General features: G+C 57.7%; 23 protein-coding genes. 14 read left to right on the forward strand and 9 right to left on the reverse strand.

All coding sequences use genetic code 11. From position 1 onward, the window contains the following. Positions 1-13: 13 nt before the first annotated feature. Together IGS16_RS01505 and cobU are read right to left on the reverse strand one after the other, a co-directional pair. Complete coding sequence (locus IGS16_RS01505; protein ID WP_068510961.1) at positions 14-448, reverse strand: hypothetical protein; 435 nt, start codon at positions 446-448, stop codon at positions 14-16. A 192-nt stretch (positions 449-640) separates the two neighbouring features. Continuing rightward, the gene (gene cobU, locus IGS16_RS01510; RefSeq protein ID WP_297082716.1) at positions 641-1,195 is read right to left on the reverse strand and encodes a bifunctional adenosylcobinamide kinase/adenosylcobinamide-phosphate guanylyltransferase; all 555 of its coding nucleotides are present in this window, start codon (positions 1,193-1,195) and stop codon (positions 641-643) included. A gap of 129 nt (positions 1,196-1,324) precedes the next feature. Here cobU and IGS16_RS01515 point away from each other — a divergent pair, with 129 nt between their 5' ends. Together IGS16_RS01515 and nrtS are read left to right on the forward strand one after the other, a co-directional pair. Then, entirely contained in the window at positions 1,325-2,290 is a 966-nt protein-coding gene (locus IGS16_RS01515) for a hypothetical protein (protein WP_297082718.1), read from the forward strand. Positions 2,291-2,368: 78 nt separating this feature from the next. Next, positions 2,369-2,596 carry a nitrate/nitrite transporter NrtS gene (gene nrtS / locus IGS16_RS01520; protein WP_367185701.1) on the forward strand — a complete coding sequence of 76 codons (228 nt, stop codon included), beginning with the start codon at positions 2,369-2,371 and terminating at the stop codon, positions 2,594-2,596. Between the two features lie 61 nt (positions 2,597-2,657). On the opposite strand, the gene IGS16_RS01525 is transcribed toward nrtS, so the two are convergent. After that, a complete protein-coding gene (locus IGS16_RS01525) occupies positions 2,658-3,149 on the reverse strand; it encodes a redox protein (protein WP_297082722.1) in 492 nt (163 codons plus the stop codon). Between the two features lie 188 nt (positions 3,150-3,337). On the opposite strand from IGS16_RS01525, the gene IGS16_RS01530 reads away from it, so the two are divergent. Beyond that, positions 3,338-4,222: a LysR family transcriptional regulator gene (locus IGS16_RS01530; protein WP_297082723.1), complete on the forward strand. Its 885-nt coding sequence runs from the start codon at positions 3,338-3,340 to the stop codon at positions 4,220-4,222. Between the two features lie 21 nt (positions 4,223-4,243). Here the strand turns inward: IGS16_RS01530 and IGS16_RS01535 are convergent, their stop codons facing one another. Together IGS16_RS01535 and IGS16_RS01540 are read right to left on the reverse strand one after the other, a co-directional pair. Then, positions 4,244-4,486 (reverse strand): hypothetical protein, encoded by a 243-nt coding sequence (locus IGS16_RS01535; protein ID WP_367185702.1) that lies wholly within the window; start codon positions 4,484-4,486, stop codon positions 4,244-4,246. Then, positions 4,405-4,779, reverse strand: a complete 375-nt coding sequence (locus tag IGS16_RS01540) for an EamA family transporter (RefSeq protein ID WP_297082727.1) — start codon at positions 4,777-4,779, stop codon at positions 4,405-4,407. Before IGS16_RS01540 ends, IGS16_RS01535 begins: the two co-directional genes overlap by 82 nt. Before the next feature lie 365 nt (positions 4,780-5,144). Between IGS16_RS01540 and IGS16_RS01545 the strand changes: the two genes are divergently transcribed. Further along, positions 5,145-6,953, forward strand: a complete 1,809-nt coding sequence (locus tag IGS16_RS01545; RefSeq protein WP_297082729.1) for a mechanosensitive ion channel family protein — start codon at positions 5,145-5,147, stop codon at positions 6,951-6,953. Between the two features lie 40 nt (positions 6,954-6,993). Here IGS16_RS01545 and IGS16_RS01550 read toward each other — a convergent pair whose 3' ends face one another. After that, positions 6,994-11,166 (reverse strand): CHAT domain-containing protein, encoded by a 4,173-nt coding sequence (locus IGS16_RS01550; protein WP_297082731.1) that lies wholly within the window; start codon positions 11,164-11,166, stop codon positions 6,994-6,996. 366 nt (positions 11,167-11,532) lie between these two features. Between IGS16_RS01550 and IGS16_RS01555 the strand changes: the two genes are divergently transcribed. Next, positions 11,533-12,516 (forward strand): nucleoside hydrolase, encoded by a 984-nt coding sequence (locus tag IGS16_RS01555; protein WP_297082733.1) that lies wholly within the window; start codon positions 11,533-11,535, stop codon positions 12,514-12,516. Between the two features lie 56 nt (positions 12,517-12,572). On the opposite strand, the gene IGS16_RS01560 is transcribed toward IGS16_RS01555, so the two are convergent. Next, positions 12,573-13,574 (reverse strand): glycosyltransferase family 2 protein, encoded by a 1,002-nt coding sequence (locus IGS16_RS01560; RefSeq protein WP_297082734.1) that lies wholly within the window; start codon positions 13,572-13,574, stop codon positions 12,573-12,575. A gap of 300 nt (positions 13,575-13,874) precedes the next feature. On the opposite strand from IGS16_RS01560, the gene IGS16_RS01565 reads away from it, so the two are divergent. After that, entirely contained in the window at positions 13,875-14,876 is a 1,002-nt protein-coding gene (locus IGS16_RS01565; protein WP_297082736.1) for a class I SAM-dependent methyltransferase, read from the forward strand. A 253-nt stretch (positions 14,877-15,129) separates the two neighbouring features. Further along, positions 15,130-16,092 (forward strand): hypothetical protein, encoded by a 963-nt coding sequence (locus tag IGS16_RS01570; RefSeq protein WP_297082738.1) that lies wholly within the window; start codon positions 15,130-15,132, stop codon positions 16,090-16,092. A gap of 21 nt (positions 16,093-16,113) precedes the next feature. On the opposite strand, the gene IGS16_RS01575 is transcribed toward IGS16_RS01570, so the two are convergent. Together IGS16_RS01575 and IGS16_RS01580 are read right to left on the reverse strand one after the other, a co-directional pair. Further along, entirely contained in the window at positions 16,114-16,983 is an 870-nt protein-coding gene (locus IGS16_RS01575) for a 6-carboxytetrahydropterin synthase (RefSeq protein WP_297082740.1), read from the reverse strand. 128 nt (positions 16,984-17,111) lie between these two features. Beyond that, positions 17,112-18,575, reverse strand: coding sequence for a glycosyltransferase family 2 protein (locus tag IGS16_RS01580; protein WP_297082742.1), 1,464 nt, complete (start codon positions 18,573-18,575; stop codon positions 17,112-17,114). A gap of 385 nt (positions 18,576-18,960) precedes the next feature. On the opposite strand from IGS16_RS01580, the gene IGS16_RS01585 reads away from it, so the two are divergent. From IGS16_RS01585 to fbp, 7 genes are all read left to right on the forward strand, one after another. After that, positions 18,961-19,110, forward strand: coding sequence for a hypothetical protein (locus IGS16_RS01585; protein ID WP_297082744.1), 150 nt, complete (start codon positions 18,961-18,963; stop codon positions 19,108-19,110). Next, positions 19,073-19,795, forward strand: a complete 723-nt coding sequence (rph, locus tag IGS16_RS01590) for a ribonuclease PH (protein ID WP_297082746.1) — start codon at positions 19,073-19,075, stop codon at positions 19,793-19,795. The genes IGS16_RS01585 and rph overlap by 38 nt, the downstream gene beginning before the upstream one ends. A 143-nt stretch (positions 19,796-19,938) precedes the next feature. Further along, the gene (gene cysE, locus IGS16_RS01595) at positions 19,939-20,751 is read left to right on the forward strand and encodes a serine O-acetyltransferase (protein ID WP_297082748.1); all 813 of its coding nucleotides are present in this window, start codon (positions 19,939-19,941) and stop codon (positions 20,749-20,751) included. 310 nt (positions 20,752-21,061) lie between these two features. Beyond that, on the forward strand, positions 21,062-21,526 hold the full coding sequence (locus IGS16_RS01600) for a CBS domain-containing protein (RefSeq protein ID WP_068510933.1): 465 nt from the start codon (positions 21,062-21,064) through the stop codon (positions 21,524-21,526). 49 nt (positions 21,527-21,575) lie between these two features. After that, positions 21,576-22,229, forward strand: a complete 654-nt coding sequence (gene nblB / locus IGS16_RS01605; RefSeq protein WP_297082750.1) for a phycobilisome degradation protein NblB — start codon at positions 21,576-21,578, stop codon at positions 22,227-22,229. A gap of 203 nt (positions 22,230-22,432) precedes the next feature. Beyond that, complete coding sequence (locus IGS16_RS01610) at positions 22,433-23,068, forward strand: peroxiredoxin (protein ID WP_297082752.1); 636 nt, start codon at positions 22,433-22,435, stop codon at positions 23,066-23,068. A gap of 224 nt (positions 23,069-23,292) precedes the next feature. Beyond that, positions 23,293-24,366 carry a class 1 fructose-bisphosphatase gene (gene fbp / locus IGS16_RS01615; protein ID WP_297082753.1) on the forward strand — a complete coding sequence of 358 codons (1,074 nt, stop codon included), beginning with the start codon at positions 23,293-23,295 and terminating at the stop codon, positions 24,364-24,366. Positions 24,367-24,433 lie beyond the last annotated feature (67 nt).

Genomic DNA, 24,433 nt, shown 5'->3' on the forward strand with positions numbered 1-24,433 from the left:
GAGCAAAGAAACGCTAATGGCGGGATTTTGGAGTGTTTTGCCGCAGGCGATCGCGGATTTGCTCAAGCTGTTCCTGGCTGCTGACGGGCGATCGCGGCGCGGGCAGATCCATATTGGGCCACAGTTCTAGATCGGAGCAGGGGCAGGAAAGCTCCTTGCGCTGTCCCAGATCCAGCATCGGCACGGGCATATTGCAGCGGGCGCAGGACTCAATCACCCAGGCGGGCGAGAGCAGGTCGGCAATGCTCTGCGTCGTGCCTTCTAGGTAGCACTGCGACAGGTCATGCTGCATCAGGATGTTCCAAGCGAGGGCAAAGTCGTAGCTGTAGCGATCGCCCTGCAACACGGTTTTGGGCAGCAGCGGCTCTGCGTTGCCCGGCAGAATCACCCGCTTGCCAAGCTGAAACCAGGAACCCAAGTAATCTCTAACCTGATCGAGAGAAGCCATACCGCCCTCCTGGGGCAAAGTCCTTGAAACTGCGATCGCCCCGACTGGATGAAGTAGCCTGCGACTCAAATTGCCTTAATTGCATTGTCTCTATATGTCCATCCTATCGGCATCCATCAGGCGACAGGGTGCGTAAAACCGAAGCGTTTCTTAAGGTTTTTGGGATGCTCCTGCTGATACTCTGGCTAACGATCACTCAGTCGCCCTGTCAGGCTCCGGCAGCCGCACCCCAAGCTGCGTCAGATCCAGCGCGTAGCCGCCCATGACCAGATAGACCGACTGGGCGATCGCCCCGATGCGGCGGGTCAGAGAACCAAGGCGATCGCGGAAGATACGCCCCAGCGGATAGGCCGGCACCACGCCCCAGCCCGTCTCTTCCGCCACCAAGATCAGATCCGCAGGGCTAGATCGCAGCACAGCCAGCAGCGTGGCAACCGTACTCTGCCAGGTGTCTTCGTCTTGCTCTAGCACATTTGCCAGCCAGGTTCCCAGGGCATCCACCAGCCAGCACTCGCCAGCAGCGGCAGTCGCCAGCAGGGCAGCAAGGTTTACGGGTTCCTCAAGGCACGTCCAGTCGGCGGGGCGACGCTGCTGATGCTGATCGATGCGGGCCTGCCACTCGGCATCGTCGGCGCGGCGTTGGGCAGTGGCAACATAGATCACGGAACCGGAGCGCGATCGCGCTAAATGCTCTGCCCATTCGCTCTTGCCGGAGCGAGAAGGGCCCGTGATCAGCGTAATGGGCATATTCTCTACGGTGAGAGGAAGGGAAAAACGCGAGAAAAAGGGCGCAAACGTTGCGAAGAATCTTTCTAGCATATTCCGTTGCCAAAATTCCTCGATAGAATGGCGACAGCCGCTTTCCCCCCGCCCATCATGAAATCTGGACTGCAACGGATCGAAGCCACGCTGAATCATCTCGACACGCTGCCAGAGGCAGAACCACGAGCGGATCGGCCAGGGGCACAGTCCACGGTTTCCCCAGAAACGCAATCGGTGGCGCAATCGGTGGCGCAGTCTGTAGTGCAATCGGTGGCGCAACCTGCAACCCAGCCCGCCGCGCCCGTGCTGCTAGAACTGCCGTTTGGCGGCAAACTCCCGCCTGCATCACAGGGGGGGCACGCTGGCGTTGCGGAGCCATATCGCCCCGCTGTGGCCCCCAGCCCCCAAGCTGTTGCGCCGACGGTTTCTCATACCATTTCTCCCCGCCTTTCCCAGGGACTTGCGCCCGCTGTGTCCCCAAACGCCTCCTCAAGCGGGTCTGCGCCCATTTCCCCGACCCTTGCTCAAACCAGTTCATCACCCGCCGCGCCTGCTACGCCTGACCTGCCGGGCTTTCCTTTTGCGCCCCTGGCCGCGCCGCGCCACGCCACGGACCCTGCTCTGGCGCTGGGCATTTTGCGGGAGATTGAGGGTACGCTGCTAAGCTGGCAGCGAGAACTCCAGCGGCTCCAGCTTGAAATTCAAGAATTGCACATGGAAGGGCCGATTATCGACGGCTGGCTAGAGTCGCAGCCCACCACCCCGCCGCCGCCAGAGGCCGAGTTCATCCGCCATGCAGAAATCGACGCGCTGATGGGCTATGTGGAAACGATTTGCGACGCTGCACCCGATGGCATGATTCACAAGTCGCCGCGAGCGGGCTATCGGCTCTGTGGGCTGGATGCAGACGGCAAGGTGTGGTCGCGGGAGTGCCCGCCGGAGCGTGTGCCCCAGGTGAGTCTGGCGATCGCCCGCTGCCAGAAGGTGCGCCAACTGGTGACCCGCAAAAACGACCTAGAATCGCGCCTCAGCAAACTGGCTGAGCATTTGGTATCAGTGCATAGCGAACTGATGACCTGAGGCTGGTTCAATCAGGTCAACGTGTTTGAGCGTCAATGCCGACGCAACTGACCTGTGAAACCTGCCTCTAATTCGCTAGTGCGATCGCTCAAAGCCTACGGGCGGAGCCTGCTCGACCCACAGCTTGCGCCGACGGCGATTAAAGTCGCGCTCACGGTCGGCTCCATTTTGCTGATCATCAACCACGGCGCAGCGATTGTGAACCGGAGGATGAGTGGCGATCGCTGGGCTGCGGCTCTGTTCACCTACATCGTGCCCTACATGGTCAATATCCACGGGCAGCACATCAGCCGCGATCGCCCTTAGTCAAAACTCTCGAACCGTGCCGCCCAAACCTTGTGGTCCAGAAGAGATTGTGTTCTTCAGACTAGGCGACCCGCAGTTGTACCCGGTCAAAGCCGTGCATTTTTGGGGGTGGCGCAGACTGCGACGTAACGCGCAGCAGCCGGGGAATCTCGCCGCTGTTGTAGACTCGAAACTCGCTTTCCACTGTCGCGGCGGCGGTTCGCACGGCCTGGTTTAGCACGAGGGAGCCGTTGGGATCGGACACCGAGCGGTGAAACGTCCCTGGCGGAATCCGCAGAATCTTGCCGTTGGCCTCTAGCCGCACGATATGGAATGGGTAATCCCAGGAAAAGTTCACCAGATAGAACGTGCGACCCCCCGACAGCGCCAGCAGGTTGTCTTCCTGGTTGGGGTGCATATAAAACTGCCAGTGTCCGTCGTCGCTGTTATTGGGACTGACGGCGGGGCCCTCATGAAACACGAGGTCGCGGGCGTTGGAATTGGCAATGGTGATGTCGAAAAACCGAACGCTGGGTGTGTCGCGGAATTTGCGGTAGGAAATCAGATCAAACATGGTGGATTGGCGGGAAAGGGGGATAGCTGTGCAATGCTGCTTTTTGGCTACCCTAGCGCGGGGCTTTTGCCAGATACAAAACTTAAGGCGGGTTGCATCTATGCAAAAAGCGGATGGATGTGTCAGATTTTCCGTGCTATACCGTTTCGCCGTGTGTCAGATTAGGGGTAGCTCGGTGGGCAGTTTTTATGAACATTGACCAGTTGCGCGTGTTTGTAGCAGTGGCCGAACTGGGCAGCTTTTCGACCGCAGCGCTTCGTCTGGATGTGTCGCAATCTTCTGTGAGTCGGGCGATCGCCGCGCTGGAGGAGGAATTGGGCGTGTCCCTGCTCACCCGCGGCCGGTTTGGGGCACACCCGACGCAGCTGGGTGAGCGGGTGCTGGTGCAGGCGCAGCAGATTTTGCAGGCGCGAGAACGGATTGACTATGAAGTGAACCTGGCGCGGGGGTTGCAGGGCGGGCGCGTGCGGCTGGCTTCTTTTCGCAGTGCGGCGACCCACCTGCTGCCGCCGCGAATTGCCCAGTTTTGCCAGCGCTTTCCCCAGATTGAAGTAACGCTGACGGAAGACGACCCGCTGGCAGTAGAGCAGGCTCTCCGGGAAGGGGCAGTGGATATCGGGCTAGTGCCACTGCCTCGTTCTGAGGAGTTCGACACCTGGGAAATCGGGCGAGATGAGTTTGTGGTGCTGCTGCCGCCGGGCCGCCAACCCGTGCCAGATCCGCTCACTTGGGAGGCGCTGTCGCGGATGTCGTTTATTCTCTACAACTACGCCGAATGTACCTCTGCCGTGCGCGATCACTGGGAGCGCTGGGGGCAGACGCTGCGGGTCGCCTACGAGGTCAAAGAAGATTCCACAATCGTCAGCATGGTGGCGCAGGGCTTGGGGGCGGCGATTTTGCCCCGCTTGGCGGCGCTGCCGATTCCAGATGGCGTGCAGGTGCGATCGCTCCCAGTGCCGCTAGAGCGGGTGATCGGCGCTGCGGTCTTGGCAAACGTGCTGCATCCGCCCGCCGTGTTTGTGTTTCTGGATGCGCTGCGGGGCACGGGGCAGTTTCGCCAGTCAGCCGCCTGATCGAGATTTCAAGGCGAGAGCCTATTGCCCCGGCCTATTGCCCCGGTTGATTTGCAGCCCGACCAAGTTGCCGAGGTTGCCTTTGAGCCGCAGCGCCAGCACACCCACTAGGGCGATCGCGCCAGCGTTGCGGAGCAATATCGCCCCGCCAAAGTAGTTTTGCAGCGTCAGCCTTTCTCGAATCAACAGCGCCGCCGCGATGCCCGTGATGACAGGATTGAAGGCGTGGATGATGGCAGTGTTGGCGATCGCCGTATATCGCAGGCTGAGAAAGAAGAAGAAGAAATGATAGGATAGCCGACCACGCCGAATAAGCCCAGCAATGCGAGCAGGAAAACATCCTTTTTTTGCACAAGCAGTGATGATTGTTTGCGGTGAATCAACAGGCTGAAGAGAAAGACTAGGGCAATCAGGTAACGCAGTAAGGTAGTCAAAATGGGTCTGAGTTCAACCGTTGTATATTTCCCAGCAATGAAGCTGCCTGCAAACAAAAGACTGGTCAACGCGGTTAGTAAAATTGGCAGAAGGCGATCGCGCGGCATAATAACTTGATACACTACAAAAACTGAACCCAGACGTGACTCAGGGCATCCCTAAACGCGCAATCTGTGAGTGATTGTGTAATCCAGCCAACACTTCAGGGCGGCTTGGAAGGTTCCGAAGACTGGCTTTATGTTGCATATGTTGCATAGGATATATTGCATAGGGTGTGGCTAAAGATGATATTTTTATCAAAGTTTTAGGCTGTGTTGTTTTAGGTTGTTTTAGTCTGGGTTGAAGTTATTTTTATCCTTAGTTTTTTTAGGATGCTTTTCTGAAATTTACAGCCTGGTTGTTTTGTCAAAATGTGATTCAGATGCGAAATTTGAGCTTGTTTCAAAAATTGACTTCAAGGAAGAAACCCTGGCGAGCTTCTAGGAAAATGGGTTCATGGAATGGGCGATCGCACGCCCGATCTCCCTGGATTAGATCTGGGCTGCAAGCCTTGGGCATTGTGTTTCTAACGCTGCTTTGGGTTGCTGGCCCCAGTTTGTTGGCTAGTGGTTTGCTGGCTGGTAGCCAGGTTGCGCCTGTTCATCTGATTGATGCACCGAGCCACGCGCTAGAGATTGATGGTCTAGAAATCTTTGCACCCCGCTCAGAGCCGAGAGCAGAGGAACCTGCGGACGAGTCGCAGTCTGAGCCGCAGGATGCAGCTAGAACGACTCAGGGTGCAGCCGTCACCCTAGGTGGCAAACCTCTGTTTAACGTGGAAGCCTCAATTGGCACAAAATCCCGCGCCGAACGAGCCGCCGAAGCCTCCAGAGCAATCCGGGCGGCGGCAACAAACTCCCAGATTCCGCTAGAAGACTTTCGGCTAAATGACCTGCCCAACAATGGGGTGACTCAAATTCTGGCAGGGGAAGAGCTGCTGCTGGCGGTTACCCAGGCAGATGCAAATGTTGCCGAGATGCCGCGAGAAGCCCTGGCACGACGACATCTCGAAGAAATTAAAGACGGTGTGATTGAGTATCGCAATACGCGATCGCCCCAAAAGCTACTAGCAGGACTCGGCAAAACGGCGATCGCCACGCTCATTTTTGCGCTGCTGTTCTCTCTGATTAATCGTCTATTCAAGGGGATTGATCAAAAAATAGAATCTTCCGACCGATTTCGCATTCGCACCCTGCGCTTGGGTAGCCGCGAACTTCTGTCAGCACAGCAAGCAACCAACTATCTAATTCGGTTTTCTGGGCTGCTCAGAATCGTGGCGCTGCTGACACTGATCTCAATTTTTATCAACACGGTTCTTTCGTTTTTTCCGGCAACCCAATCCGTTTCAATCGGCATCTTCTCGTCTATTTTTTCGGTTTTTAGCCAGCTATTTTTTGGCTTTCTGGGATACCTGCCCAAGCTGATTTTTCTGGTCATCTTAGGATACGCAGCCATCTATTTAATGCGATTCTCCAGGTTTGTCTTCTCTGAAATAGACAAGGGAGATCTCAGCATTCCAGGCTTCGATCGAGATTGGGCGGTTCCCACCGAGCGCATTGCCCAAATCCTCATCCTAGCGCTGTTCGCAGTCATTGCATTTCCCTATTTGCCAGGGGCAGGCAGCGATGCTTTTCAGGGCATTTCAATCTTCTTGGGGATTCTGATTTCGCTGGGTTCTAGTTCCGCCATTGCTAACATCATCGCGGGCATCTTGTTGACCTATACTCGCGCGTTTAAGCTCGGTGACGAAGTGGAAATTGGTGACGTGGCGGGAACGGTGGTTGAAAAAGGGCTATTGGTGACTCGAATTCTCACTGACAAAAACTATTACGCCAGCATTCCCAACGCAGAAGTGCTGGGTACGACGGTGACTAATTTTCGTCAGGGCGGGTCGATGAGAGACGAAGAAGACGAGCCGCCAATGGTGTTTGTGGAAGTTGGTTTCCGATATGACGTGCCCTGGCAAGTTGCCTACGAAATTTTGGTTGAGGCAGCCAAAGAAACGAAGGACGTATTGCCCGAACCAGAGCCGTTTGTGCGGAACATTGAGTTTGCAGATCAGGGTGTGATTTACGAAATCAATGTGTTTACGAATAACTTCCGCGATGACGAGATGATCGAGTCCGATCTACGGCGAAATATTCAGGGCAAGTGCTATGAGCGGGGTATCGAGCTAGCCCCGTTGCAGCAATTTACAATGATTCGCCGTAATAGTAAACCGACGCCAACTTTGCCGCGCAGCCTGAAGCAAAACTAGCGCAATCATGCTGCTGCAAATCCTGCTTTTACTCCTGCGTCTACCAGGGATTGCCAATCATCGTAAAGGCAGCCCAATAGTAGGGATGAGACAGGGCTTGCCCGCGCAGTTCGCTACTGCTGCTAGCAGGTAAGATTAGGTCGCCGACTCTGCCCAACCCGCGCAGGCGACCCGCTTCGTCGATGCCCACTTCGCCCCGCGCCATCGCGACTTGAGCCTGACGCAGTGCCTCGGCTTTAATCGGAGAGGTGGCCAGGTTTTCATAAAAGCGGGTCATCAGGGCAGTGGTGGCAGCATCGCTGACGTACCACAGGCTGGCGACGACGGTCTTTACGCCCGTTTGCACGGCCAGTCCGGCAAAGCCCAGTTCGGCTTGTTCATTGCCCAACGCGGTACGGCAGGCGCTCAGCACCAGCATTTCCACAGGTGGGTCGTTCCAGCCGAGTTGTTTCACCTGATCCAGCCCCAGTCGCTCATCCCAGAACTGGATGTAGGACGCGCCGATGTTGCCCGCCACAAAGTCGGCGTGGGTGGCGAGGTGAATGATGCCGAAGGGCTGCTGCTGGCGGGCGGCGCGGAGGTTGGCCAGGGTGCTGCGCTCGTCTAGAAAAATCTGCCCGCGCCAGAGCTTTAGCACCAGCGCGTTTAGCTCGATGGGCACCGATGGCAGGGGGGATTGACCCTGTGTGCTTTTGGACACGCCCATTGCCAGCATTTGGGTGTTGCGAATATCGACGTAGCGCGTGTCGGTGAGGCTGAGGCTGGGCATGAGGCCGACACTGTATTGCTCCACTAGGAACTGTTCGCCGTCGTGGAGCGCGGCGTAGGGCAAGGCTCTCAGCCCGGCGGGCGGCAAGAATACCAGGTTTTCGACTTCGCGCTCGTCTAGCTCGGCTTTGATGGGCGCGACAAACCATTGATATAGCTGCTGGGAGGATTGCAGGTAGCGGGTGTTCAGCACGTTTGCGGGATTGGTGACTTCGTTGCGAAATTCCTGGGCGATCGCCATCACCTGGGCCCGAGTTGCGCCTTCGACGCGCTTGCGAATCAGGGTGTTTTGCGACGTGACGACCACTAGCTCAAGCTGATCGGTGTCTTGAGGCGGCACGCTTTCGCGCAGTAGGCCCGACTGGGGCGGCACAAAGCTGATATAGACGAAACCAGGGCGGACTCCGGTGACTTGTTCAATGGCGTAGGCGATCGCCCGTCCATCTGCCAGCGACAGCGGCCGCGTTGCCTCTAGCCCCAAGAACTCAATGAACTCGCTGCTAAATTCATCTTCAAAGTAGTAGATATCGGGTTCAATGGAGGGAAACCAGGGGTCACCAATTACGCCAATATCCTCAAAGTCGTCCCCAAAGTCGTCCTCGCCCTCGTTGAATTCATTGTCAGTACTGTTGCGCTGAGGCGGACGCACCGTACCGCCGCCGTTACTGCCGCCGTTACCGCCGCCGTTACCGCCACCATTGCCGCCGCCGTTACCACCGCCATTATTCGACCTGGGTTGGACGCTGACCTGCACCGGGCGAGCGGGGGAGCGACTGAGGACACCGCCCTGGCCATTGGGGTCGGTTGCAACGACGCTAAACACGTCTAGCAGAAAAGTCAGGTCATTGCCTGTGTTGGGCAGCGTCACGTCTAGACTGTCGCTGGGGCTGATCACGGTTCCCACCCCGACGGGCGACCCGTCGCGGGTGATGCTGACTCCGGGGGCGATCGCCGCAATTTGAAAACCAATCGTATCTCGGTCAGCATCACTCCCCGACAATCCTAGATTGTTAACCAAAATCCGAATCGTTTGCCCCTGCTGTCCCGATCCCTGGTCGAAATTGAGAATGTCGAGCGTCGGGGCACTGTTGACAGAACTAATCGTGATTCCAGGAGTGGCTGTGTTGATGCTGCCGTTGAACTCGACCGGGAACTGGTCGTTGCTGATGCTGCTAATCCCAGTCGAGAGGCTGCCACGAGTGCCGTTGGGGGTTCCCGCTGCACCCACCACAAAATCGAAATTATCGGGGCCGCCTGCGTGGGTAATGGTAATGGTGCCATTATTGAGGGGGTTGCTACCCTGGGTGGCAATGCTGGTTGGTGCAGGGAGGTTCGCATCGGCAATAATGCCCGTCACCTGGATGCGATCGCCCCTCAGCGTGACATTGCCACCCGCGCCCTCAGCAGACGGAATTTCGGGCCCTGGGATACTGCGAGTATCGATTGACTCGACGGAGACATTGCCTAGCTCGCTGATGACGTTTACCGGGCCCGCGCCAAAGCCAAGCGAGTTCTGCGTACTCAGCCGTGCTGCGGTAATGTCGCCTGGTGCCCGCAGGCTGATTTGGCCTGTAGTTTCAAAGAGAAATCCGCCTGTGTCGAGATTCCCGGCTCGAATCGATGCACCAGAAATCAGCAAATTGCGTCCCCCCGTTGTCAGGGTATTGTTTGTGCCCATGCTGAAACTGCCTGCGCCGTTGTTATCTGCATCCGCAACGAACTGAATCGTGCCAACGCCTCCCGTATCGCTCAGGAACAAATCCAGCCCGTCGATGATGGTGATGTCGTTGGTGGCTTGCAGGATAATATCGCCGCCAAAATTGAGCAGCGAATCTGCTGAAACGTTGATGGTTTGGTTTGGAAACTCATCAGCAAAAATGTCTGGCAGCGCCGCACCGACCCCCGGAGAGTTGGGCAGGTCGCTGATAGTAATGTTGAATGGATCGAGCAGCAGCGTTCCCGCCTGACCGTTGGGCGCACTGGTATCCACCGTGCCGTCAAACCCCAGGCTGAGTTTGCCAGACACTTCTACCAGACCGCCGTTGCCACCCTGACTGCCGCCTCTAGTGCTAATGGTTCCCGAAAAGGCGGTGGCCTCGTCTGACCAGATGACGACTGGGCCGCCGTGGCCTGTGGCGATCGCACTGGCATTCAGACTGGAGTCGGCGCTGACGTAGGTGCGGCGGGCGTTGGGCACAGAACCGCGTCCCTGATAGCCGCCGCCCACCTGGATCGGCCCGCCGCCCGTCGCGCCGCTGGTATTGATTTCGGCATTGACGACTGCGAGGCGATCGCCCAGCACATTTACCGCGCCGCCGGTACTGCTGGGGGAACTGGCATCCAGCCGCCCGCTGACGATCGTGGTGCCCGGATCGGCGGGCAGCGGCAGCCCCGAACCCGTCAGAGATACCGAGCCGTCGGGGTTGACCGCCAGCCCGGTGGCGTGGGTCACGTTGCCGCCCGTCAGCAGTGCGGGCAGGCTGGCGGGGGTCAAGGGCAGCGGGTTGGGGCCATTGCGAAAGGCGCTGGGCTGAACCTCTAGGCTGAGCAGGCTGCCCGTCTGGCTGATCCGCACGCGGTTTTGGCCGGGCACGCTGGCCAGCGTGACGGTTCCCTCTGGCGCAGAAAGGGTGCCAGTATTAGCCACGGTGCCGCCCAGCAGGGTCAGGTGGTTGCCTGGCGCAACGGCTAAATCGCCTGCATTCACAACGGCTCCTGGCTGGGCGATCGCAAAGGCAAAATTTTGCGGATTGCCGATTAGCGTGTCATAGTCTGCATCGCCCACAGCGCTAAACCAGCCGTTGGCAAAGCCAATGCCGCTGGCAGTGGTGGCGGTAAAGGAACCTGCTAGATCCAGCCGTGCATTGCGCCCAAAAATCACGCCTGCCGGATTCATCAAGTACAGATTGGCATTGCTGCCCGATACGCGCAGAATGCCGTCGATCAGTGAGGCGCTGCCGCCATTGACGCGGGCGAGGATGTTGCGAACCTCCCGCGTGGATAGAAAATTGGCAATTTCGCCCTGGCTCAGCCCAAACTGGCGGAAGGTGTGGAACAGGTTGCGACCATCGCGCGATCGCCGCCCGCCGGAGATATCCAGCCGATTGCCCTGGCGCGTGACGCGGGTGTTGCGGCCGGGCTGCACGGTCTGGGAGGCCGATTGGGCCAGCGCGGACTGGTTGAAACCTGACCCCAGCAGCAAGAGCGTGGCCAGCATTGCTGCTGCGGTTCTAGCTGCCGCCGCGCCGCCGTAGACTGTCGTCCTACGCCCCTGTCGAGCCGGTGCAGCACAACCCTGGTCGCGCTCCAGCGAACTGCCCGTCGATCGGTCATCTCGCACCAGCCCTTCAAAATCGGGGGCGGCTAGCTGACGCACGGGGGCGATCGCCCTGGTTAAATGGCGATCGCCGTCATCGCAAGGCAAAACCACAGAGGGGCGGGGCATAGGGCAATTGCCTCAAATGCTGGGTGAATGCTGGGTGAACTGCTGAATCCAGGCTTGAATCCAGGCTGTCCACACGTTACGCCAGGGTTTTGCTGGATGACTATGGGCGATCGCAAAACTTAACCCAGGGATTGGAGATGAATAGTTCAAACTTTCCCATGACTATCGTCAACAATCGTCAACAGCCGAAATCCAAAATCCGAAATCCAAAATCCAAAACCTAAAAAACTTCCGTGGATCAACAAAACTCTCAGAGCAATTCTGGTAGGTTTGGAGTCAAACTTGGCGTTGCATCAATGCAACGCAGTCGAAACTATCCCACGGGCATACGGTCTCACATAAGTTTTGGAATCCTTCTGAACCCCTATGGCAACCTCCACCCCCAAGCTGATTCTAGACACCGACCCCGGCGGCGACGACAGCCTCGCATTTCTCTGGCTGCTGAGCTTGGTTAAACAGGGACTCGCAGAACTTGTGGCCGTGACCGCAGTGGATGGTAACGTCCACGCACGGCTGACCTTTGCGGCGGCGGCAAAGCTGCTGGCGCTGTGCGGCTATGAGTCGATCGAGGTGGCGCGGGGCGTGATTGGCGGCTCGGAGGGTGATGCCGAAGATGCGGGCGATATCCACGGCGCAGACGGCATGGGCAACCTGTCGCACACGCTGCCGGAACCCGCCCAGAGCTACGAAGCCGCCCGCTATTCGGACGAGGTGCTAATCGAAAAACTGAAGCAGGCTCCAGGAGAAATCACGATCATCGCCATTGGCCCGCTCACCAATCTAGCCGCCGCCGAAAAAAAGTCGCCCGGTGTGCTGAAGCTGGCGAAGGAAATTGTGATCATGGGCGGCGCGTTTGTGGCACCAGGTAACATCACGCCGGAAGCCGAATTCAACATTGCCTACGACCCAGAGGCGGCGCAGTTGGTCTTTGCGACCTGCGACAATCTGATCGTGCTGCCGCTGGACGTGACGCGCCATGTGGTGTTTACGCCAGCGATGGCAGAGCAGGTAATGGAGGTCGCGCCAACCAGCCCGATTTCTAAATTTGTGGTGGGCTTGTGCAAATTCATGGTGGGCACGGCGCTGGCGTTTCGCGAAACCGAAGGGCAGCAGGGCTTTTTGGTACACGATGCCTCGACGCTGGCGTATTTGTTCTATCCTGAAACGCTGCGCTTTCGCCGGGGGCAGGTGGAAATTGAGATTCTGGGTCAATGGACGCGGGGCAAGACGCTGCTGGACAATCGCCACAAGGTCAAACCGGGTGCAAACGCCTGGGTGGCGACAGAGATCGACAGCGTGAATTTGCTGGCGCTGATGATTGAGGACTTGAAGATTCTGGTTAAAGATTGACGCTGCGAATGGCAGCAGTCTGGATGGATGGTTGATTCAGGCATCTCACTGATGCTCTAGCTCTTCCGGGCTAGAGAGGGAGAGGGCAGGCTGTGGGTAAGCAAGTCTCGTAGTCCCCGTAGACGTGCCACGAGTCGCTGGCTTAGGGCTGGCGGGCAGAGTAGTAGCGCTCCCTGTGCTAGCCCCTTGAGCGAGAGGCGGTTGCGCCAGCCATAGCCCGCCGAGCAATAGACTTGAAATGCAGAGAGGCGATCGCCCAGGGAGAGCCAGCAGTTGACCGCTGGGGTGGCGTATTTTTGCAACTGCACCAGGCGGACTGGCTCTAGGTCGATCGGCAACTTCACTCGCCGCAGCAGATCATAGGTGAGGTGCGTATAGTTTTGGGTGGCAGTGATGGATGCGTCTGTGGCGCGGTAGCTGGCTGTGTATTCGTTTAGGAAATAGAACGCTTCGGATACAGCCGCCAGCCGCAGCCCAAAGTCGAGGTCGCAGGCGCTGCCCACCTCGGCCCGATCGCGATAGCCGACCTGACGGGCGATCGCCGTTTTCACCATAAATCCGTCATTGGGAAACTGCGCCACCAGCGCCGACTCCATCGGGCAAGATTGTCGCCCTGCCCGCGCCGCGACTCGTCGGTATTTCGCGTTTAGAGCTACGGAGGCAGCCGGATCTACACGACCCTGGTGATCCATCCAATACTGTTTACCAAACGCTGCGCTGATGGACGGATCGGCCTCGAAGCAAGCCGCAAGTTTGGCGATCGCCCCCGGCACGAGTAGATCATCGTCATGGAGCAGGATCAGCAGGTCGCCCGTTGCCAGATGAAAAAGCTGGCTGACGTTCCTGGCCTGGCGGAGTGCGGGCTTGTTGTGGACGTAGCGCACCTTTTGGTTGGCAATCCAGCCTGCCAGCGCTTGCTCCGTCAGGTCATCAGGAGAATCGTCGCTCACCCAAACTTCCAGGTTGGGATACCCTTGCTCTAGCGCAGACCTCACCGCTTCGCACACCAGATCGGGGCGGCGATAGGTGGGAATGCAGACAGAAACAGAAGAGGGCATAGTGGGCAGATGTCCCTGCTGATGTGGTGTTGCCGCTGGTGTCGAGTGCTACCATGCAAATCCTGATAAGAGTTTAATGGAAACTTGCCCTATGGGATAGTTCGCTAAAGCATGGTTTTGGCATTGGGGCGATCGCCCGTGAAGCGCCAATTTGCGGTGCGGAGCCATGCTGTATTTGCAGTGCATTTGAGACTAAAATTTTACCTGGGATGGCGTTAGCCAGTGTTGATCTGGGGCTTAGTATCCACGGTTTAGCAATCCAGCTTAGTAATCTCGTTGGTCACATCACAGGTTTAGTCCATGACTGCTGCTCTTTCTTCACAATCTGCCCCGCTGCCGCTGACTTCACGGCTAGTCAATGTGATCTTGTCCATCAAGCCCCTGGCGCTGTTGGCCAAGCACAATGCCCGCAACATGATGATCAAGCGGGCGGAGGCGATCGGCGTGTACTGGCGGCAAGAGGTGCAAGCGCTGCGGACGCGGGGCGAAGACGCGGCCTTTTCGCCCGCCTGGGAAGAAGACTTGGCGGCGGTGCAAAATCCCGACCTGGTTTATCCCGACTATTATTGCTGTTCCTTTCACGCCTACGAAGAGGGCAACCTGGGCTGGGAGCCTGCAATGGAGGTGGAAGTAGCCGCCCACGCGGTTCATGCCCGCATCTGGCCCGATGGCGGCGCAGAGGGTGATACGCGGCTGCGTCAGAGCTTTTTGGACATCCTAAAGGAGCAGGGCCCCGAAAATCCCCAAGATATTCTCGATTTGGGATGCAGCGTGGGCATGAGTACCTTTGCGCTGCAATCCCGCTACCCGCAGGCAGCGCTGACGGGGGTGGATCTGTCGCCCTACTTTTTGGCGATCGCCCGCCACCGGGCCCGCACGGGTCGCCAGCCCAGCAGCCTGCACACGCTGCAAGTCATGGGGCCAAAACCCGACGCGCCTGCGCCCCGCTGGCTGCACGCCGCCGCAGAAGAGACGGGCTTGCCCGATGCCTCCTTCGATCTGGTGTCTGCGTTTTTGATTTTCCATGAACTGCCCCAGTCTGCGGCAGTGCAGATTTTGCAGGAGGCGCGGCGCGTGCTGCGGCCCGGCGGCACGTTTGCCCTGATGGACATGAACCCCCGCTCGGACATCTACGCCAAGATGCCGCCCTACATTTTGACCTTGCTTAAAAGCACCGAGCCATACCTGGATCAATACTTTTCGCTCGATCTGGAGCAAGCCCTAGTCGAAGCAGGCTTCGAGCCGCCCATCATCACCTGCAACACGCCGCGCCACCGCACGGTGATCGCCCGCGCCCGCTAGGTCTTCAGCCCCAAGGTTTAGGACAGGCGAGGTGAATTGGCTGAATTTCTGCCTTTTGTGAGAGCGCGGTCAACCCCTTGCTGTATCGTCGGGTCGAGGAAAAATCAGAACCGCCCAAGCATACTGAAATTGGGCATACTGGTGAGTAGCGCTGATGCATCAGGCAAGCCATAGGCTGGTTGCGCTAGATTAGCTGTTCGCGAGTCTGCCCAAAATTTTGGAAACATGAGCGATCGCCCAATGGGGGCTTCTGATGACAAAAACTAACGCTTCTGCAAAATTGGCTGAGGTGCCCAAGTCGCCCGAAGAAATTCAGCGCGAAAAGCAGCGGATGTATGACGTGCTGTTTCTGCTGGAGCAGTTGTTTCATCGGGAAGAGGCGACCGTCAAGCTGGTTCTGGGCTGTCTGTATGACGTGGGCGCAGTGAACCTAATCAACCAGAAGCTGACCTTTCGCCCGCTGAACCGCTTGGGCAAGGGCACAGCACGATTGTCGAAACCGCTGTTTACGGCGATCGCCATTCGCTGGTTCCACAAAAATGTCCCCCAGCTTTTGACCGAATGGCTCCACAGCAAGGTTCAGTTTGAGCCAGAGGAGCCAGCAAAACCCGCTGCCGAAGCGGTCAAGGCAGAACTGCAAAAGACGGCAACGGCGGCACACGCTGAACTGGTACAACCCGCAGCGGTGGCTCCCGATCAAACGGCTCTGCTATCGGAAGGCTCTGCGCCGCTGCTTCAGCCCATCTCGCCTGACGAAGCGACCTACAGCCCCGTGGCGCTGGAGTTGCAGCCAAGAGAGTTGCAGACGAACCAGACGAATGGCAAGACGGCGATCGCCCAACCTGCCCAGTCGCTCTCTCAAAATGGCAGGCTGCACCTGGCAACCGCTGCGCCTTCGGTTACCCGCCCGGTCGAGCAGTCTACGGTCATTGCGTCCGTTGTGCCCGTCCCCACCGCCTCTTCCATTTCGCTGCAAGAGTCTGACATGATGCCCCGCACGGCGGCACTGGCGGTGATGGAGGACTATCGTCAGGAGATTGCCCGACTGCGATCGCGCGTGAACTATCTGGCGATCGCCCTGATCAGCGTCAGCGGCATCCTCACGAGTGCCCTCCTGTGGGTTGCCACAAATCCCCCTGGCAACACGGTCGAAGCCGAAACCCACCCGCAGCCTGTGCTGACCCAGCCCGCCATTGGCAGCGGCGCAGCAGAGTAGGAAATGAGAGTAGAGAGTGAGCTACACCTTCGCCAGCGCTGGCTCCTCTGCCTGCGATAACCCGCTCTCCTGCACGGGCAGCCCGTAGACCTCGGCGGAGTTGTTCGGGCTTTCGATTAGCTTGACTTTGTGCAGCTTTGCGCCGATTGCCCGAATCGGGTCTTCCAGCAGGTCGCGGATGTGAACCGCGATATTCTCCGCCGTAGGCACCACCTTGGCAAAATAGGGAATGTCGTGGTTCAAAAATGTGTGATCAAACGGTTCCACAACATGTTCATCGACCGCGTTCTGAAAGGCAACCAAATCGGCGATCATGCCCGTGCGCGGATCGATCTCGCCCCTGATCGTTACCTCTAGGTGATAGTTGTGGCCGTGACCGTGAATTCGGGCGCACTTGCCGTAGATTTCTGAGTTCTGCTCTAGCGTGAGGTGCGGCAGTGCTAGCCGGTGTGCCGCGCTGAAGTGGGTGCTGATCGTGAGGTAGGCTTCCATGTCGTTTCCTGTGTAGTCGGCCCAGAGTTCGGGATGTTCAAAAAGCTGAATGTTAAGGATGGGCAAATGGGGCGCGAGGCGATGCCAGATGACCCGTGCGATATTTTCTGTCGTGGGCAAGGTCTGCTGAAACTCGTCCCACACGTCGTTGAGATAGGCAAAGTTAAGCTGGCTCGTCACTTCTCGCTTAATCACCTGCTTCACATCCGACAGGTTTAGCACCATGCCATAGTCATCTAGCTCGCCCTCCATTGCTACGTACAGCACGTAGTTGTGCCCGTGTCCTGGGGCCTGGGCGCACAGCCCAAACTGTTGTCGATTCTCGTCTTCGCTTAGCTCCGGTAGCCAATAGCGATGGCTAGCCGAAAACTCAGCCCGACGATTGATGATGCATTTCATAGAAAAGCTGCTGGTAGAAAAGCCGCTGGACAGTTGTAACGTTCTGTAAAGATACTAGCGTTTTGGCTGCGAATATGGGGGATGGGGCAGTGGCGCTAAAACACGGACTTGCTGCCTGAAACGCCTCGTTATCCTTCTTCCAACCAAAGCTCGTCGCTGGCATGATGCACCGTCTTCACCCACTTCAGGCGCTTGGGACGAATCGACATACGGAGGGTGGTGCTGGCCACGATCGCCAGCCAGTGGAGCATGTAAATCGCGCCGCGCAGGGTTTGCAGCAGGAGTGAGAAACCGGGATAGGCGCGGCCGCGGCGCACGTCTTCCAGTTCTGCTTTGGCCTCGGTGCGGGTCTGGAAGCGACGCAGGCCGATCATCATGCCCACCATCGACATGACCAGCGTGAACCCGGTGAGCGGGCCAAAGATGGGGAGACGACTGCGGGCGATCGCCATCAGCAAATCCGGCAGCGCTGCCGTTGGCATAACGTACTGAAACATGAAGAACGTCAGCAGATCCATCGTTTTTCGAGTGCCCATGCGGTTGCGGACGATCCACCGCCAATAGTCGAGATAGCGCTGATAGCCGCCCTCCGCCCAGCGGTTGCGCTGATGCCACAGCCCGCCCAAGCGCGTTACGCCTTGTTCTTGCACCGCAGGCATCGGCAAAAAGTCAATGTCCCATCCGTCTAGGTGCAGGCGAATGGTCAAGTCCAGGTCATCGGTAATGGTTTCTTCGTTCCACGCGCCACAGCGCTCTAGCGCCGCCCGCCGCACAAACTGACCGTTGCCGCGCAGTTCGCCAATGCCGCCTACGGCAATCCGCTGCTGCTGGTAATACGCATCTAGCGCCATTTCAGCAACCTGGCCCTGAATCCAGAAATTCCCCGAATCGGGATAGTTGGTGGCCTGGGCGATCGCCTTTCGCACCTGCACTGCTCCCACCCGCGCCGACTGAAACAAGGGCAGCACCCGCCGCAGCAAGTCCGCAGGCACTTCCGCGTCGGCATCAAACACACCAAAGATTTCGCCCTTTGCCAGCGCACAAACCTGGTTCAATGCGCCCGACTTGCCACCGCTGGCCTCGGCTCCGCGCCGCAGCACTTTCAGTTGGGGATACTCACTTTTCAACTTGTCCAGCACTTGGGGTGTGCGATCGGTGCTGTGGTCGTCCACCACCCAGAGTTCGTAGCGACTGGCCGGATAGTCGATTCCACAAAGCGCCCGCACCAAGGGCCCAATTACGCCCTCCTCGTTTTTGGCCGCTACCATCAGCGATACAAAAGGCAGATCCGCCGGATTCTCGCTGGTCAGCGGGTGGGGCAGGGGACGGGGACGCGCTGCCATCAGCCGCAAAATGTGAACCCCCATCAGCGCCGTTAGACCATACACCACCCACGCCCCCCAGGAAACGAGATGGAGGGCGATCGTGCTACTCCACACAATCGTCATCGCCAGGGCGGCCTTGCCCCTGCGCCCTGCTAGCCCGCGATAAAACTGCGACTGCGGATCGTCTGCATCTGACAAGTCAGACACGATGGCGTGAATCGGCTCTAGCTCATCGAATTCATCGTCATACCAGGACTGCTGCGGCATAGGTTCACCCTTTGACGGCTTCCGCCGTGATGCAGAGGTCTAAATCAGTCAAATCTAAGCAAATTTAAATCTGTCTGTTAAATCAGGTCGAAAGGATTATGAGTAGGTATGAATTTGTCTAAATGCTCTGGACTAAACTAGCGGTTTGGGAAACCTGTTGAGCGGACATTGCGCCGCCGATCTCCATCCTAACCAGGACGGATGGACGATTTGAAAATCCTTCAGGACACTTGTTAGTACAGGACTCGTTACAGGACTCGTTCAGCAGTAGTCTACCAATCATTAAGCAATCCTAAAACTGAAATTGGCAAACCATCGTTAGATTGCCCGAAATTCAAACCTTTCCATCATGCGCTAGGTTGTGAGGCGATCGCTCGATTCAGTAGTGTGGCTTCCCGTCTCACCCGCTGGGCTTCTCAAACCGCTGACCCAGCCGAACCTGACCCAGGCAAACCAGACTGATATTCTGATGAAGGTTCTTGGAGGCGAATGGTTTTATGGCGTGGACACGGCCCAGCGGGCGGCAGGCAGATGAGCTGCGTCCGGTTCGATTTGAGCGGCGATTCACCCGATTTGCGGCGGGGTCGGTGCTGACGCACTGTGGCGAAACCCAGGTGTTGTGTACGGTAACGGTGCAGCCGGGTGTGCCGAAGTTTTTGGAAGGCAGCGGCCAGGGCTGGCTGACGGCGGAATATCGAATGCTGCCCAGCGCCACGCCCCAGCGACAGGCGCGAGAGTTTATGAAGCTGTCGGGGCGGACGCAGGAGATTCAGCGGCTGATTGGGCGCAGTCTGCGGGCAGCCCTAGACATGAAGGCGCTGGGAGAACGGACGCTGACGGTGGATGCAGACGTGCTGCAAGCGGATGCGGGAACCCGCACCACGGCGATTACCGGAGGATATGTGGCCCTATGTGATGCGATCGCCCATCTCCTGTCCACGGGTGAACTGGAGGCTTCACCCCTGCGGCATCAGATCGCGGCGGTGTCTGTGGGGCTTTTGCACGGCGAAGCCTTTCTGGATCTGGACTATCCCGAAGATGTGGCGGCCGAAATTGATTTCAACGTCGTGATGACGGAAGAATTGGCGCTGATCGAGCTACAGGGCACGGCCGAAGAGGGCAGCTTTAGCCGGACTCAGCTCAACCAGCTTTTGGATATTGCCGAAACGGGCATTGGCGAATTGCTCAAGCTTCAGCAGCAGGCATTGCGAAGCAGCTAAGCAAGACCCTGGACGGGCGATCGCCCCCCTTTTATCGGCTCAAAATCCTTCCCAAGAATCCCCCGTCTGGGGCTTATCAAAGCCTTACCCCAGAACGTTAAGATAAGGGATGAACTTTCCGAAAAGATCGGAGTTAATTTCTAGTGCTAGAGACACTCATCGCCGACTTTCGCGTCATCTTTGAGCGAGATCCAGCCGCTCGAAACTGGTTAGAAGTTCTCTTTTGCTATCCCGGTCTACAAGCCCTGTTGATGCACCGCTTTGCCCATCGTCTTTATCAGATGCGGCTTCCTTTCCTGCCGCGTTTGATTTCTCACCTGGCTCGCTTTTTGACGGGCATCGAGATTCACCCCGGCGCACAGATTGGCAGCGGCGTGTTTATCGACCACGGCATGGGGGTGGTCATTGGCGAAACGGCGATCGTGGGCAACTATGCGCTAATTTACCAGGGCGTGACCCTGGGCGGCACGGGCAAAGAAAGCGGCAAGCGCCACCCGACGCTGGGCGAAAACGTGGTTGTCGGCGCGGGCGCAAAGGTGTTGGGCAACCTAAACATTGGTGATAACGTGCGAATTGGGGCGGGGTCTGTGGTGCTGCGCGACGTGCCCGCCGATTGCACGGTGGTTGGTGTGCCTGGACGGGTGGTGTATCGCGGCGGCGAACGGGTCGATCCACTGGAACACAACCGCCTGCCCGACTCGGAAGCTGAGGTGATTCGCGCCCTGCTCGACCGCATCGAAAGCCTGGAACAGCAGATGGAAAGCCTGAAACGGGAGCGGGCGCAAACGCCGCATCTGAGTGGCTCCACAGCAGCGCAGCGTTCGCTAGTTGCTGCCGTTGTTCCGTCGTTTGATGCAGTGGCCGAGCGACAGGAAGCATCAGCAGCCGAGTCGGGGGCAAAGTGTCGGTTGAGCGATCGCGTGATTGAAGAATTTCTGAACGGTGCAGGTATCTAACGGCCTGCTTCGATGGTTTCTACAGCATTTTCTTGCCTCGTGAGGGCAGCATGTGCCTCACGAGGCAAGGGCTTATTGACCATCCGTGTGCCTCACTAGCTTCAAAAACGCTGTATTAAGATTGCCGCTACCCGCAGCCGGAAGTCCCACGACCTCCGGCTGTTTCGCGCAAGGCACATCAATGCTTGGGCATCGGCCCAACCGATGTAACAACCTGTAAATCGCCTCTGGGTTGGATCACGCCATTCCCTACAATGAGCCTAGAGCCTGCTTTCAGCCGTTCCTCAAACCGTTCTTTTAATTTGCCGATATGACTGTAACCGTTGCTGATGTGATGACTCCCGACCCGATTGTGGTGCATCCCGAAACGCCGCTAAATGAGGCCATCAAGCTGATTGCCGAGCGGCGGATTAGCGGGCTGCCTGTGGTCGATGCCGATGGCAAGCTGGTGGGGGTTCTCTCAGAGGCCGACCTGATGTGGCGCGAAACAGGGCCCACGCCGCCGCCCTACATCATGATTTTGGACAGCGTAATTTATCTGGAAAACCCCGGCAAGCATGAGCGAGAGCTGCACAAGGCTCTAGGACAGACCGTTGGCGAAGTCATGACGGGCAAAAAGGAAATCGTCACCACAAAACCGAGCCAAACGCTGCAAAGCGCCGCCAAGTTAATGCACGACCGAGACACGACGCGCCTGCCCGTCCTGGACGACAGCGGCAAGGTGATTGGCATTTTGACGCGCGGCGATATCGTGCGGCATTTGGCAGTGGAATAGCGTTCGGCTGAATCAATTCCAGTCTTTTAGGAATCCCAAGTTTAAGAAGATGACGATTACTCCTGAATCTGTGAAAGCCCTGCTGGAGTCTGGGGATTTTGGCGATCGCCTCCGTGCGGTGAACCAAATGCGGCAGCTTGATCCGGCGATTGCTTTCGATCTCATCCAGATTGCCGCCACGGATGCCAGTGTGCGAGTGCGCTATGCCGCCGTCAGCCAACTGGCCAGCCTGGGCAGCCAAAACCCCGACCTGGCGCTGGATTTATTGCGAACTAGCCTGCGAGACCCTGAATCCGACGTGCAGGCGGCTGCGGCCGACTCGATTGGGGCGCTAAAGCTGACGGCGGCCTACGAAGACCTAAAGGCGCTTTATCACAGAAGTGCGGAATGGCTGGTGCAGTTCAGCATTATCGCGGCGCTGGGTGAACTGGGCGATCCGTCGAGCTTTGACCTGCTGCAAGAAGCCCTCGGCTCTACCAATGAACTGGTGCGGACGGCGGCGATCGGCTCTTTGGGAGAACTGGGTGACCCCCGCGCCATTCCTCTGCTGACGGCCTACGCCACGCACCCCGACTGGCAAATTCGCCATCGCGTGGTGCAGGCCTTGGGACATTTCCAAACCCCAGAAGCCCGCGCTGTACTGGAGAGCATGGTGAACGATGACAATAGCGCGGTGGCCCAAGAGGTAAAGCTTTATCTTTAGGGGGAAATGGGTCGGCATCTCTTGGCAAATCGGGCGATCGCCCCTTTACAGTCCCCTTTCAATTCCTAATTCCTTTTTAAGATTCCTGCCGCAACTGCCAAGATAAAATGGTGTAAAGTGGCTAATCCCGCTCGGAATACTGTACTTTGTGGGATGATGTAGATACCCTCAGATTGTTACTCTTACTACAGGAATTCTTTACTATGGCACTCCGACTTGGTGACACCGTTCCTAACTTCACCCAAAAGTCCACCGAAGGCGATATCAACTTCTACGAGTGGGCTGGCGATAGCTGGGTGGTTCTCTTTTCTCACCCCAAGGACTTTACCCCCGTTTGCACCACCGAACTGGGCCGCGTGGCAAACCTCAAGCCCGAATTTGACAAGCGCAACGTGAAAGTCATCGCCCTCAGCGTCGATGATGTGGATTCTCATGCAGGCTGGGTGGGCGACATCGAAGAAACCCAAAACACGAAGCTAAACTATCCCATCCTGGCTGATCCCGATCGCGTCGTATCTGACCTATACGACATGATCCACCCCAACGCCAACGCCATGCTGACGGTGCGAACCGTGTTTGTGATCGACCCCGCCAAGAAACTGCGGTTGTCTTTGACCTATCCCCCCAGCACCGGCCGCAACTTTGACGAAATTCTGCGTGTGATTGACTCGCTGCAACTGACCGACAACTACGGTGTGGCTACGCCGGCCGACTGGAAGGACGGCGAAGACGTGGTGGTGGTGCCCTCGATCCCCACTGAAGAGGCGAAGCAGAAGTTCCCCAAAGGCGTGAACGAAATTCGCCCCTACCTGCGGATGACCCCCCAGCCCAACAAGTAGGCGCGGCGTGAGCTGGTAAAACTCGATGAAAAGGCAGGTACGGCGTATCTGCTTTTTTCGTTGCAGTTTTCCATCGCGGCTTTCTATAGTTCGTCTAAAGTTCGAGTCAGTTCCGAACAGACCTCCCTAAGATAGAGGGTGAAATCCGGAGGCGATCGCCCTGTTGAGTTGGCGAAGACATGGGCGATCGCCACATCACCGGGAGCGTTTTGCAGGAGAATCCCATGTCTGAAGGCGATCCCATGCTGGATTTAAGCCACAAGCTGGCCCTCGACCGCGACTGCATGACCCTATCGCGGCACGTCCTCAAGCAGTTTCAGGACTTTTCGCCCGAAGCCCAAGACCTCAGCGCCTTGATGAGTCGCATCGCCCTGGCCGCCAAGCTGATCGCCCGTCGCCTCACGCGGGCTGGCCTGATGGACGACGCTCTCGGCTTCACTGGGCAAACTAACGTCCAGGGCGAAGCCGTCAAAAAAATGGACGTATACGCCAACCAGGTGTTTATCTCCGTGTTTGAACAAAGCGGGCTGGTCTGCCGCCTTGCGTCCGAAGAAATGGAGAAGCCCTATCACATTCCCGAAAACTGCCCCATCGGTCGTTATACCCTGCTCTATGACCCGATCGACGGCTCCTCGAATCTAGACGTGAATATTAACGTCGGGTCAATCTTTGCGATTCGACGACAGAGCGACCCAGATATAGATGAAACCGGGCAAGACTTGCTGCAAAGCGGGCGCGGGCAAATTGCCGCGGGCTATGTCCTCTATGGCCCCAGCACGATGCTGATCTACTCCATTGGCACAGGGGTTCACGCCTTTACGCTCGACCCGACCCTGGGCGAATTTGTCCTGTCAAACGAGAACATCCGCGTGCCGGAGCATGGCCCCATCTACAGCGTCAACGAGGGCAACTTCTGGCAGTGGGACGAGTCGATTCGGGACTATATCCGCTATGTGCATCGCCATGAAGGCTACACCGCCCGCTACGGTGGGGCGCTGGTGGGCGACTTTCACCGCATTCTGTTTCAGGGCGGCGTGTTCCTCTATCCCGGCACGGTGAAAAAGCCCGAAGGCAAGCTGCGATTGCTCTACGAATCTGCGCCGCTGGCATTCCTCATCGAGCAGGCCGGTGGACGCGCCAGCAACGGCACTCAGGACATTCTAGACGTGGTGCCCAATCAGGTTCACGCTCGCACGCCGCTGATTATCGGCAGCACCGAGGATGTGGCGCTGGTGGAATCCTTCATCCGTGAGCGGCAGCGTGAACAGCAAAATCCTGTGATCTCCGTGCGGTCTTAGTGGGCGGCAACCGGCCATTCCTAAAGCCCACATTAAGGTTTGCTGGGTTGTCAAACAGAAAACCAAG

The organism is Thermoleptolyngbya sp. C42_A2020_037 (genome assembly GCF_015272455.1).
Classification (GTDB): Bacteria; Cyanobacteriota; Cyanobacteriia; order Elainellales; family Elainellaceae; genus Thermoleptolyngbya.